General features: G+C 70.8%; 12 protein-coding genes. 2 read left to right on the forward strand and 10 right to left on the reverse strand.

What is annotated here, in order from left to right; all coding sequences use genetic code 11:
* Positions 1–2: 2 nt before the first annotated feature.
* The 5 genes from rbfA to rimP form a co-directional block, all read right to left on the reverse strand.
* Positions 3–440, reverse strand: coding sequence for a 30S ribosome-binding factor RbfA (gene rbfA, locus ACIA58_RS12970; protein ID WP_396403827.1), 438 nt, complete (start codon positions 438–440; stop codon positions 3–5).
* Between the two features lie 103 nt (positions 441–543).
* A complete protein-coding gene (infB, locus tag ACIA58_RS12975) occupies positions 544–3,741 on the reverse strand; it encodes a translation initiation factor IF-2 (RefSeq protein WP_396403828.1) in 3,198 nt (1,065 codons plus the stop codon).
* Positions 3,742–3,927: 186 nt separating this feature from the next.
* Entirely contained in the window at positions 3,928–4,224 is a 297-nt protein-coding gene (locus tag ACIA58_RS12980) for a YlxR family protein (RefSeq protein ID WP_396403829.1), read from the reverse strand.
* A gap of 45 nt (positions 4,225–4,269) precedes the next feature.
* Positions 4,270–5,262, reverse strand: coding sequence for a transcription termination factor NusA (nusA, locus tag ACIA58_RS12985; protein ID WP_396403830.1), 993 nt, complete (start codon positions 5,260–5,262; stop codon positions 4,270–4,272).
* Position 5,263: 1 nt separating this feature from the next.
* On the reverse strand, positions 5,264–5,785 hold the full coding sequence (rimP, locus tag ACIA58_RS12990) for a ribosome maturation factor RimP (protein ID WP_396403831.1): 522 nt from the start codon (positions 5,783–5,785) through the stop codon (positions 5,264–5,266).
* 153 nt (positions 5,786–5,938) lie between these two features.
* On the opposite strand from rimP, the gene ACIA58_RS12995 reads away from it, so the two are divergent.
* Together ACIA58_RS12995 and ACIA58_RS13000 are read left to right on the forward strand one after the other, a co-directional pair.
* Positions 5,939–6,487, forward strand: coding sequence for a cell division protein FtsK (locus ACIA58_RS12995; protein WP_396403832.1), 549 nt, complete (start codon positions 5,939–5,941; stop codon positions 6,485–6,487).
* Positions 6,484–6,897, forward strand: a complete 414-nt coding sequence (locus ACIA58_RS13000; protein ID WP_396403833.1) for a ferritin-like domain-containing protein — start codon at positions 6,484–6,486, stop codon at positions 6,895–6,897. The genes ACIA58_RS12995 and ACIA58_RS13000 overlap by 4 nt, the downstream gene beginning before the upstream one ends.
* Here ACIA58_RS13000 and ACIA58_RS13005 read toward each other — a convergent pair.
* From ACIA58_RS13005 to hisD, 5 genes are all read right to left on the reverse strand, one after another.
* A complete protein-coding gene (locus tag ACIA58_RS13005) occupies positions 6,894–8,285 on the reverse strand; it encodes an alkaline phosphatase PhoX (RefSeq protein ID WP_396403834.1) in 1,392 nt (463 codons plus the stop codon). The genes ACIA58_RS13000 and ACIA58_RS13005 overlap by 4 nt on opposite strands.
* Positions 8,286–8,412: 127 nt before the next feature.
* Positions 8,413–9,054, reverse strand: coding sequence for an imidazole glycerol phosphate synthase subunit HisH (gene hisH, locus ACIA58_RS13010; protein WP_396403835.1), 642 nt, complete (start codon positions 9,052–9,054; stop codon positions 8,413–8,415).
* Positions 9,055–9,064: 10 nt separating this feature from the next.
* Entirely contained in the window at positions 9,065–9,664 is a 600-nt protein-coding gene (hisB, locus tag ACIA58_RS13015; protein ID WP_396403836.1) for an imidazoleglycerol-phosphate dehydratase HisB, read from the reverse strand.
* A complete protein-coding gene (locus ACIA58_RS13020; RefSeq protein ID WP_396403837.1) occupies positions 9,661–10,779 on the reverse strand; it encodes a histidinol-phosphate transaminase in 1,119 nt (372 codons plus the stop codon). Before ACIA58_RS13020 ends, hisB begins: the two co-directional genes overlap by 4 nt.
* Positions 10,779–12,104 (reverse strand): histidinol dehydrogenase, encoded by a 1,326-nt coding sequence (gene hisD / locus ACIA58_RS13025; RefSeq protein ID WP_396403838.1) that lies wholly within the window; start codon positions 12,102–12,104, stop codon positions 10,779–10,781. The genes ACIA58_RS13020 and hisD overlap by 1 nt, the downstream gene beginning before the upstream one ends.
* Between the last annotated feature and the right edge of the window lie 77 nt (positions 12,105–12,181).

Below are 12,181 nucleotides of genomic sequence, written 5' to 3' on the forward strand. Positions count from 1 at the left end.
ACTCAGTCCTCGTCGTCCTCTTCGTCGGACTTGTGCTTGTACGGATCCGCCTCGCCGGCCGGCTTGGCGCCCGCGGCGGCCTTGGCCACCTCGGCGTCGGCCATCCGCGCCCTCTCCAGCAGCTCCTCGATCTGCCCGGCATTCTCCGGTACGGCGTCCAGGAAGAAGGCCACGCTCGGGGCGTGACGCAACCCGAGCGCCTTGCCGACCTCGCTCCGGATCAGGCCGCGGGCGGACTCCAGCGCGGCCGCGGTGGACGCGCGGGCCTGCTCGTCGCCGTACACCGTGTAGAAGACGCTGGCCTCGCGCAGGTCGCCGGTCAGCCGGGCGTCCGTCACCGTGACGAACCCCAGTCTCGGGTCCTTGACCCGGCGCTCGAGCAGCTCCGCGACGAGCACCTGGATCCGGTCGGCCAGCTGCTTCGCCCTTGCTTCACCCATCAGGGCTCACTCCCTCATTCATGAGTACGTCCGGGGAGAACACCGTCTCCCCGGACGTTACTCCGACGGCCCGGACCTTCCGGCCCGGGCCGTCACCGAACTGTCAGCTGCGCGGCTTCTCGCGAAGCTCGAACGCCTCGACGACGTCGCCGATCTTGATGTCGTTGAAGTTGTTGATGGTCAGACCGCACTCGAAGCCCTCGCGGACCTCGGACGCGTCGTCCTTGAACCTCTTCAGCGACGACAACTCGGTGTTGTCGACGACCACAGCGCCGTCCCGGATCAACCGGACCTTCGCGTTGCGCCTCAGCAGGCCGCTGGTCACCCAGCAACCGGCGATGTTGCCCACCTTCGAGGAGCGGAAGATCTCGCGGATCTCCGCCTGGCCGAGAGTGACCTCCTCGTAGATCGGCTTGAGCATGCCCTTCAGGGCGGCCTCGATGTCGTCGATCGCCGAGTAGATGACCGAGTAGTACCGGACGTCCACGCCCTCGCGCTCGGCCAGGTCACCGGCCTTGCCCGCCGGCCGCACGTTGAAGCCGATGATGACGGCGTTCGACGCGATGGCCAGGTTGACGTCGTTCTCGTTGATCGCACCGACACCGCGGTCGATGATCCGCAGGTTCACCTCGTCGCCGACCTCGATCCGGACCAGGGCGTCTTCCAGCGCCTCGACCGAACCGGACACGTCGCCCTTGAGGATCAGCAGCAGCTCCTGGGCCTCGCCCTTCTCCATCGAGGCCATGAAGTCCTCGAGGGTACGGCGGACGCGACGCTTGGCGTTCGCGGCCGCACGGGCACGGGCTTCCCGCTTCTCGGCGATCTGCCGGGCCCGGCGGTCGTCGTCGACGACCAGGAACTTGTCGCCCGCACCTGGCACGGCGGTCAGACCGAGCACCAGGACCGGACGCGACGGGGTCGCCTCCTCGACGTTGTTGCCGTGCTCGTCGAGCATGGCCCGGACCCGGCCGTACGCCGGACCGACCACCATCGAGTCGCCGACCCGGAGCGTGCCGCGCTGCACCAGCACGGTAGCCACCGGACCACGGCCCTTGTCGAGGTTCGCCTCGATCGCGATGCCCTCGGCGTGCATCTTCGGGTTCGCCCGCAGGTCCAGCGCCGCGTCCGCGGTCAGCACGACGCCCTCGAGCAGGCCGTCGATGTTGATCCGGGACTTCGCCGAGACGTCGACGAACATCGTGTCGCCGCCGTACTCCTCGGGCACCAGGCCGTACTCGGTCAGCTGACCGCGCACCTTGGCCGGGTCCGCGCTCGGGACGTCGATCTTGTTCACCGCGACCACGATCGGGACGTTCGCCGCCCGGGCGTGGTTCAGCGCCTCGATCGTCTGCGGCATCACGCCGTCGTCGGCCGCGACCACCAGGATGACGATGTCGGTGGCCTGCGCACCACGGGCACGCATGGCGGTGAACGCCTCGTGACCCGGGGTGTCGACGAACGTGATGGCCCGCTGCTGGCCGTCGACCTCGGTCGTCACCTGGTACGCACCGATGTGCTGGGTGATACCGCCGGCCTCGTCGGCCACGACGTTCGCCATCCGGATCGCGTCCAGCAGCTTGGTCTTACCGTGATCGACGTGACCCATGACGGTCACCACCGGCGGCCGCGACGCCAGGTCGTCCTCGTCGCCTTCGTCGTTCCCGAAGTCGATGTCGAACGACTGCAACAGCTCGCGGTCCTCGTCCTCCGGAGACACGATCTGGACGTCGTAGTTCAACTCGGTGCCGAGCAGTTCCAGCACCTCTTCGTTGACCGACTGGGTTGCGGTCACCATCTCGCCGAGGTGGAACAGCACCTGGACGAGCGACGCCGGGTCGACGCCGACCTTCTCGGCGAAGTCCGTCAGCGAGGCGCCACGAGCAAGGCGCACGACCTCGCCGTCACCGTGCTTGACGCGCACGCCGCCGACGGCCGGAGCCTGCATGTTGTCGAATTCCTGGCGCTTGGCGCGCTTCGACTTGCGGCCACGGCGCGCCGGACCACCCGGACGCCCGAACGCGCCCTGTGTCCCGCCACGACCGCGGTTGCCCGGACCCGGACGGCCACCGCCGCCACCGGGCGGGCCGCTGGGGCCGCCGCCACCCGGACGGAAGCCACCGCCGGCGCCACCGCCACCACCGCGCGGACCGGCACCCGGACCGCCGCCGGGACGACCGCCGCCGCCTCCGCCGCGACCACCGCCACCGCCGCCGCCGGGACCGCTCGGGCGGCCGGTGAACGTGCCGGCCGAGGACTTCGGCATCATCGCCGGGTTGGGGCGCGGAGCGCCGGGCACGCCACTCGGGCGCGGCCGGTCGTTACCACCGCGGTCGCGGTCGTTGCCGCCACGGCCCTGCGGCGGGCGCGGAGCCATACCGGCCGGGCTCGGAGCCTGCCGGTCGGAGCCGCCGCCCTGACCCGGACGCGCGCCACCGCGCTGCATGCCCTGGGTCGAGCTGAACGGGTTGTTGCCCGGACGCGGAGCACCCGGGCGCGGGCCGCCACCCTGGCCACCCTGACGGGGCGCGCCGGGACGCGGTGCACCCGGACGGGGAGCACCCGGACGCGGGCCGCCACCCTGGCCACCCGGACCGGCCGGACGCGGGCCGGAGCCCGAGCCACCCGGACGCGGAGAGCCCGGCGTGGCCGGACGCGGGCCAGGACGGCTCGCGGTGTCGCCACCCGAACGCCGGGCGGCCGGAGCCTCCGGAGCCGGGGTCGCCGCAGCAGCCGGAGCCTCGAACGACGGGGCCGCCGGGGATGCCGGAGCATCCGGGGTCTCGACCTTCGCCGCCGGGGCGGACTCGACCGGAGCGGCCTCGGCCGGCGTCTGGCGCGGCCCCGGCTTCGGGCCCGGACGCGGACCCGGACGGGCGCCCGGAGCCGGAGCGGCCTTCGCCGGCGCCGACTCGGCGGCCGGTGCGGACTCGACCACCGGCGCGGCCTCGGCCTTGGTCACCGGAGCTTCGGCGACCGGGGCAGGGGCCGACTCGGCGACGGGCGCGGGGCGCTCCGCCGGAGCCTTCGGGGTGGCCGGCTGTGCTGGTTTCTGGGCCGGCGCGGCAGGTGCGACCGGTGCGGTCGCCTGCGGCGCGGCAGACGTGCTGGCAGCGGCCTTCTTGGCCGTGCGCTTCTTCGGCGGGTTCTTCTCGAACTCCTCCGCCAACCGTCGTACGACGGGTGCCTCGATCGTCGAGGACGCCGATCGGACGAACTCTCCCATGTCGTTCAGCCTGGTCAGAACGACCTTGCTGGTAACTCCGAGCTCTTTCGCGAGCTCGTAGACCCGGACCTTTGCCACTACTCTCCCTCTGGTCCGAGCCTGGGGCGCGGACCGTTAGTTGACGTACATGCTCATCGCATTGCACTCATCGTTCGACACTCATCGAGTGGTCATGAGTCGATGACCCGCCTTCATGTCGTCACGACGGCACGGTCGCACCGTCGTGGGCGGCCGGGTGGCCGCCGTTCTGCGTTGCATTACTTCTTACATATCACGCTGCGCGACGTACTCCCGCAGCCCGGTCACGTCGAGCGGCCCCGGGACCTTGAAGGCCCGTGGGAACGCCTTGCGCCGGACGGCGAGGTCGAAGCACTCGGTCGCCGGGTGCAGGTGCGCTCCGCGGCCGGGTGCCCGACGATCGGGATCCGGGAGAACCGTGAGACTTCCTGGTCCTTCGGAAACCGTCATCCGCAGCAGGTCAGCCGGACTGGACCGCTTCCGGCACCCGATGCAGGTGCGCTCCCGGGCCTTGCCAGGGCGCGCGTCCGCACTCTTTGTCACTGGTACCTCAGGGTGTGGTTGCGACTCAGTCGACCGACCGAGAGATCAGTCTACCTTCTCCGGCTCAGGCGTCACATCGGTATCCGGCCGGATGTCGATCCGCCAGCCGGTGAGCCGGGCGGCGAGGCGGGCATTCTGCCCTTCCTTGCCGATCGCGAGCGACAGCTGGTAGTCGGGTACGACGACGCGTGCGGCACGGGCCGCGGCGTCGACGACCTCTACAGACGTAACCTGCGCCGGGGACAGCGCATTCCCGACGAAGGTCGCCGGGTCGTCGCTGTGGTCGATGATGTCGATCTTCTCACCGTGCAGCTCGTGCATGATGTTGCGCACCCGCTGACCCATCGGCCCGATACAGGCGCCCTTGCCGTTCACCGACGGGTTCAGGGTCCGGACGGCGATCTTTGTCCGGTGCCCGGCCTCGCGCGCGATCGCGGTGATCTCGACGGTGCCGTCGGCGATCTCCGGCACCTCCAGCGCGAACAGCTTCTTGACCAGGTTCGGGTGGGTCCGGCTGACGGTGATCTGCGGGCCCTTGAACCCCTTCCGCACGCCGACGACGTACACCCGCAGGCGCGAGCCGTGCTCGTACTTCTCCCCCGGCACCTGCTCCGGCGCGGGCAGCACGGCCTCGATCTTGCCGAGGTCGACCATCACCGAGCGCGGGTCGCGGCCCTGCTGGACGACACCGGAGACGATGTCGCCCTCCTTGCCGGAGAACTCGCCGTACCGGACCTCGTCCTCGGCGTCGCGCAGCCGCTGCAGGATGATCTGCTTGGCCGTGGTGGCCGCGATCCGGCCGAAGTCGGCCGGGGTGTCGTCGTACTCGCGGGCCGGCGTGCCGTCCTCGGAGAGCTCGCGCGCGTACACCGTCACGTGACCGGTCTTGCGGTCGAGCTCGACCCGGGCGTGCTGCTGGGCCCCCTCGGTCCGGTGGTACGCGACCAGCAGCGCCGCTTCGATCGCCTCGACGACGACCTCGAGGGCGATGTCCTTCTCCCGTTCGAGCGACCGCAGTACGGCCATGTCGATGTCCATGTCAGTTCTCCTCCACCGTGCCGTCGGCAGGTGTTTCTGGTTCGTCGTTGCCGGCAGCCCGGTTGAACTCGATCTGGACCTTGGCCTTGGCCACGTCGGCGTACGCGACCGTCCGCGCCTTGCCGTTCACGTCCAGCTCGGCCGCCTCGTCGGAGGCGGACCTGATCCGGCCGGTCACCTTGCTGCCTGTGTGCAGCGTGACGGCGACCAGGCGCTTCACGTTGCGGCGCCAGTGCCGGGGCAGGGTCAACGGGCGGTCGACGCCGGGGCTCGAGACCTCCAGCGTGTACGCGCCGTCGCCCATGATGTCGTCGGCGTCGAGCGCCTTGGAGATGGCCCGGGTGACGTCCGCGACGTCGTCGAGGCTGATCCCGCCGTCGCGGTCGACGAGGACACGCAGCAGCCGGCGGCGGCCGGCCGGTGTCACGTCCGCGGCCTCCAGGTCACAGCCGAACTGCTCGACGATCGGCCGCAGGAAGTTCTCGAGGCTCGTGGTGTCCGTGTGGTCTGGCTTTCGGCTCACAGGTTGACCTGCCTCTCTCTCCAGTTGTGCACCCGTTCCGGCCCCTGGCGATCGCGCCAAGGGCAGTAGCCCACCATATCCGGCCGGTCGCTGTATCCGGGTCACCGGCTCGTCCCAGGCAGGTGTCGGCGCGTCACCGGGTATCGTTCCGCCGTGCCTGATCGCCGCCTGACCCGACGTGCCGTTGTCGTGACCGCCGCCCTCGTTCCCGGCGCGGTCGCGTTGACCGGCTGCAAGGACGACGCTGCCGCGGGGTCCGGCACGCCGGGCGTCGTGAACGGTGCACCGTCGTCGCAGAGCCCGGCCGAGGAGACTCCGACCGTGGACCCGGCGATCGTCGCGGCGCTCACTACGGCGGCGATCCAGGTGACCCAATTGTCCCAGCTCTACGCAAACGTGAGCCGCAAGTTCCCCGCCCTGCGGGCCCAGCTCGCGGCCGGGGCGAAGTACCACGTGAGTCACCTGGCGAAGCTCAACGAGACCGACGGCGTGGCGGCCAGGGCCCCCAAGGCGATCGCGGCGCCCGCCACCCCCGTGGCCGCACTGACGATGCTGGCCCATCAGGAGGGCGTCGCGGCGGCCATACACGCGGCGGGGGCCGCCAAACTGTCCGGCCAGCCGGCCCGCCTGCTCGCCGAGATCGCCGCCGCCGAGACCCAGCTGAGCTCCACACTGACGCCGAAGAAGAAGGGCAAATCGTGAATCAGGTCGAGGCCCTGCAGGCAGCGCTCGCGGGTGAGCATGCGGCGTTGTACGGCGTCGGCGTGGCCGGCGGGAAGCTCAGCGGCGCCCGGTTCCGGGAAGCGACCGACACCTTCAGCCGGCACCGCGACAACCGCGACCACCTGAGCGCGCTGCTCGTCGCCGCCGGCGAGACCCCGGTCGCGGCCGAGGCGGCGTACGACCTGCCGCAGGCTGTCGTCAACGCGGCCACGGCGACGGCGCTGATCCTCCTGATCGAACGCCGTATCGCCGCGGTGTACGGCGACCTCGTCGAGGCCGCCGAACAACCCGCCGTCCGGACGTGGGCGATCGCGAGCCTGCTCGGCACCGCGACCAGCCAGCTCACCTGGGGCGGCGCGCCACTGGCGTTCCCCGGCGCGACGGCCTAACGGCGGCGACGCCAGGGCCCCGTGATCGCGTACGTGATCCCGGGGTTGTAGACGTTGAAGAACATCGTCCGGCCGTCGGCGGAGAAGCCGACCCCGGACAACTCCCCGTACGACGGCTCCTCGGGCGTGCCGAGGTTGACCCGGTTGCGGGCGAACTTGAACACCTCGCCGTCCTCGGTGGTGCCGAGGATGTGCTGCTCGCCGAGACCGTCCTCACACAGCATCAGACCGCCGTACGGCGACATCGTGATGTTGTCCGGGGCATCGAACTCCGGGTCGTCGGAGCCCGGCTTCGGGCGGGTGAAGATCACCTCGAGGCGCAGCGTCCGCTCGCGCGGGTCGAGCCGCCAGACCTGACCGTCGTGGTCCACCTTCGGCCCGAGCTCGGTCCGCGCGAACGACGAGACGAAGTACACGCACCGGTCCAGGTCGCCCCACCAGCAGCCCTCGAGCTTGTAGCCGCCGGTGATCGGCTTGGCGTAGTCCTGCGCGCGGACGGACTCCGTCGTGGCCAGCGGATCCGGGACCGTCACCCACTGCACGTCGTGGAACTCGGTGCCGGCCTCCTGGACGACGGACAGGTCCGGCAGACCGGGGATGTGCATCGCCTGCAGCTCGCCACCGGCCCGGAGCGTCCCCCAGCCGCCGCGTGGCCGGTTGGGCAGGAAGCGGTAGAAGCCGCCGAGCGGTGCGACGAACGCGTCCTCGGTCTCGTACACGATCCCGGTGCGCGGATCGATCGCGACCGCCTCGTGCTGGAACCGGCCCATCGCGGTCAGCGCGACCGGGCCGACGTTGCGGCGGTCGTCGTACGGGTCGACCTCGAAGATGAAGCCGTGGTCCTTGGTGTAGCCGCTCTCACCGGCCTTGAGCTCGGTCTCCTCGCAGGTCAGCCAGGTGCGCCAGGGCGTGTGGCCGCCGGAGCAGTTGATCGCCGTACCGCCGAGGCTGACGAACTCCTTCGTGGTCGCGTTGTGCCGGTCCACGACCAGGGTGCTCGTGCCGCCGGCGCCGGCCGGGTCGTAGGTCCGCTCGGCTGGCGCGACCACCTTGATCGCCGAGGTGGGGCTGCACTCGTGGTTGCGGACCAAGCGGGAGCCGCCGTTGCGATCCGGGAAGACGCCCATCCCGTCGAACCGGCTCGGGGTCTTCAGCCCGTCGGGGCGCACGGTGCCCTCCCGGGACAGGATCCGGTAGCTGAAGCCACGCGGCAGGTCGAGCATGCCGTCCGGGTCCTCGACGAGCGGGCCGTAGCCGATCTTCGGACCGGACGTGCCGAGCGCGGGCTGTGCGGTGTACAGCGCGTCGACCGAGCCGGCCACGCTGACCGCGACACCGGCAGCTGCCGCGCGGCCGACGAACTGACGTCTGGACAGGGAGTTGGACATGGGGGCGGCCTCCTAGCTCGATGACAAGCAGTGGTGACCAGTGAACGTACGGTAAACATCAACCGAACGGCAAGTGAACGAGTGTCACTCGTTCACAGCGTGGTGACAGCGCGGTTCACAGCGTGGTTCACAGTGAGCGGACCCAGTTCTCCAGCAGGGCGGCGCCGGCGTCGCCGGACTTCTCGGGGTGGAACTGGGTCGCGGTCAGCGGCCCGTTCTCGACGGCGGCGACGAAGCGGTCTCCGCCGTACGTCGTCCACGTGACCAGCGGGGACACCGACTCGCGGGTGTCGACGAGCTCCCAGCGGCGGACGCCGTACGAGTGGACGAAGTAGAAGCGGTCCTTCTCGATGCCGTCGAACAGGGTGCTGCCGGACGGTACGTCGACTGTGTTCCAGCCCATGTGCGGGACCGGCTGGGCCTCCTCGGGCCGCAGCCGCTCGACCGTGCCGGGCCATTGCTCGCAGCCCTCGGTCTCGACACCGTGCTCGATGCCGCGAGCGAAGAGGATCTGCATGCCCACGCAGATGCCGAGGACGGGCCGGCCGCCGGTGAGCCGCCGGTCCACCACAACGTCGCCGCGGACCGCCTTCAGACCGGTCATGCACGCCTCGAAGGCGCCGACGCCGGGCACCAGCAGGCCGTCGGCGTTGCAGGCCTCATCGAAGTCCGAGGTCACCGTCACGCTGGCGCCGACACGTTGGAGTGCCCGCTCCCCCGATCGGATGTTCCCCGAGCCGTAGTCGAGCAGGACAACCTTCTTGCTCACAGTGCCGACCTCACAGGGCGCCCTTGGTCGACGGGATCCCCGGCTGCCGCGGGTCGAGCTCGGCGGCGGCCCGCAGCGCGCGGGCGAACGCCTTGAACTGGGCCTCGACGATGTGGTGCGGGTCGCGACCGGACAGCACGCGGATGTGGATGCAGATCGCGGCGTTGAACGCGAGCGTCTCGAACACGTGCTGGGTCAGCGAGCCGGCATAGTCGCCGCCGATGATCGCGTAGACCTGGCTGTCCGGCTCGCCGGTGTGCACGCAGTACGGCCGGCCGGACAGGTCGACCGTGCAGTGCACCAGCGCCTCGTCCAGCGGGACGGTGGCGTCGCCGAAGCGCCGGATGCCGCGCTTGTCGCCAAGGGCCTCCTTCAGGGCCTGGCCGATGCCGATGGCGGTGTCCTCGACGGTGTGGTGCGCGTCGATCTCCAGATCGCCGACCGTGTTCACGTGCAGGTCGAGCAGCGCGTGCTTGGCCAGCGCGTTGAGCATGTGGTCGTAGAACCCAACACCCGTTGAGATGTCGGCCCGACCGGTGCCGTCGAGGTCGAGCTCGACCAGGACCTTGGACTCGCTGGTCTCGCGATCGATCCGCGCAGTGCGGCTCATGATTGCCTTCCCGTGTCTGTCTTGAGGATGCGCTCCAGAGAAGCACGGAACGCGGCCATCTCCTCGCCGGTGCCGATCGAGACCCGCAGCCAGCCGTCCGGACCGGTCTCGCGGATCAGCACGCCGTCGTCCAGCAACGCCTGCCAGACCGCGTGCCGATCGGCGAACGTGCCGAAGAGCACGAAGTTCGCGTCGGAGTCGACCGCCCGCAGGCCCTGGGCGCGCAGCCAGTCGACGGTCTCGTCGCGCTCGACGCGGAGCTGCTCGACCCGGCCGAGCAGCTCGTCGGAGTGCCGCAGCGCGGCGCGTGCGACCGCCTGCGTGACGGCGGACAGGTGGTACGGCAGGCGGACGATCCGCAGCGCGTCGACGAACTGCTTGCTCGCGGCAAGGTATCCGACCCGCCCGCCGGCCATCGCGAACGCCTTCGACATCGTCCGCGCGACAGCGAGATTCGGGTACGACGGCAGCAGCGACACCGCACTCGGAGTCCCGGCCCGGCGGAACTCGGCGTACGCCTCGTCGACCACGAGCACCGAACCCAGCGCGGCGGTCCGGGCCGCGATCGCCTCCACCACCTCGATCGGCAGCGCCGTACCGGTCGGGTTGTTGGGCGAGGCGAGCAGCACGACCGACGGGTGATGCCGGGAGATCGCCGCCAGCGCCTTGCTCTGGTCGAGGGTGAAGTCCTCGGCCCGGCGCCCGGCGACCCAGGCAGTGTTCGTGTCCCGCGCGTACTCCGGATACATCGAGTACGTCGGCGCGAAGGACAGCGCCGTCCGCCCGGGGCCGCCGAAAGCCTGCAGGATGTGGAGCATGACCTCGTTGGACCCGTTCGCCGCCCAGATCTGCTCGGGGGCGAGATGCGCGCCGGACTCACGGGCCAGGTACGCCGCGAGGTCCGCGCGCAGGTCGAGGAACTCGCGGTCCGGGTAGCGGTTCATCCCGCGCGCGGCGACCGCCACGGCAGCCGCGATGTCAGCGACCGTTTCCTCGCTGGCCGGGTACGGGTTCTCGTTGACGTTCAGCAGCACGGGTACGTCGAGCTGCGGGGCGCCGTACGGCTCGAAGCTCTTCAGCTCGTCGCGGATCGGCAACCCGTCGAAGCGGCCCATCAGTTGTCTCCGGGGAATCGGGCTGAAACGGCGGCGCCGTGGGCCGGCAGGTCCTCGGCGTGGGCGAGCGCGAGCACGTGGCCGGCGACCTCGTGCAGCGCGTCGCGGGAGTAGTTGACGACGTGGACCGCCTTCAGGAAGCTGCGCACCGACAGGCCGGACGAGTGGCAGGCACAACCGGCCGTCGGGAGGACGTGGTTGGACCCGGCGCAGTAGTCGCCGAGGGAGACCGGCGACCAGCCGCCGACGAAGATCGCGCCGGCGTTGGAGATCAGGCCGGCCCGCTCCTCGGCGTCTGCGGTCTGGATCTCCAGGTGCTCGGCGGCGTACGCATCGACGACGGCGGTGCCCTGGTCGAGGTCGTCGACCAGCACGACGGCCGACTGCTGCCCGGCCAGGGCCTCGGTGACGCGGTCGCGGTGTTTGGTCTGCGCGACCTGGATCGGCAGCTCCGCCTCGACCTGTGCCGCCAGGGCTTCGGACGGCGTCACCAGAACGCCGGCGGCCATCGGGTCGTGCTCGGCCTGGCTGATCAGGTCGGCGGCCACGTGCTTCGGGTCGGCGGTGTCGTCGGCGAGGATCGCGATCTCGGTCGGGCCGGCCTCGGAGTCGATGCCGACCTCACCCAGCAGCGCGCGCTTGGCGGCGACGACGTAGATGTTGCCCGGTCCCGTGATCAGGTTGACCTTGCGGCAACCGTCGAACCCGTAGGCGAACCCGGCGATCGCCTGGGCGCCGCCCATCGCATACACCTCGTCGATGCCCAGCAACGCGCAGACCGCGAGCACCGTCGGGTGCGGCAGGCCGCCGAACTCCTTCTGTGGCGGGGATGCGACAGCCAACGATGGCACGCCGGCCACCTGCGCCGGGACGACGTTCATCACGACCGACGACGCCAGCGGTGCGCGGCCGCCCGGGACGTAGAGGCCCACCCGCTGGACCGGGACGAACCGCTGGGTCACCCGCCCGCCCGGTGCGGGCTCGGAGGCGATGTCGGGCGTGAGCTCGTCGTGGCTGACCTCGCGGACGCGGCGGATCGACTCCTCGACGGCGCTGCGCACCTGCGGGTCGAGCTCCTCGAGCGCGGTCTTCAGCGCCTCGGCCGGGACCCGGATGTCCTCGACCCGCACATGGTCGAACTTCTCGCCGAAGTCCCGGATCGCCTCGAGGCCGCGATGGCGGACGTCCAGGCAGATGGGTCGGACGACGTCGAGGGCTGCCTCGACGTCGAACACGGCTCGGGGGACCAGGGCATTCACTGTGGCCGAGAGGTCCAGGACCTCTCCGGCTGCCACTCGGCCCCGCAGGTCGACGCGGCGAATCATGCCGTCAGTCTAGTTGGGCGCCGCCTCCCGGCCCGACCGGTATCCACAACCCGGCCGGACCAGGAGGCGCGCCGGCG

The sequence above is a fragment of the Kribbella sp. NPDC051586 genome (genome assembly GCF_044453965.1).
In the GTDB taxonomy this organism is placed as follows: domain Bacteria; phylum Actinomycetota; class Actinomycetes; order Propionibacteriales; family Kribbellaceae; genus Kribbella.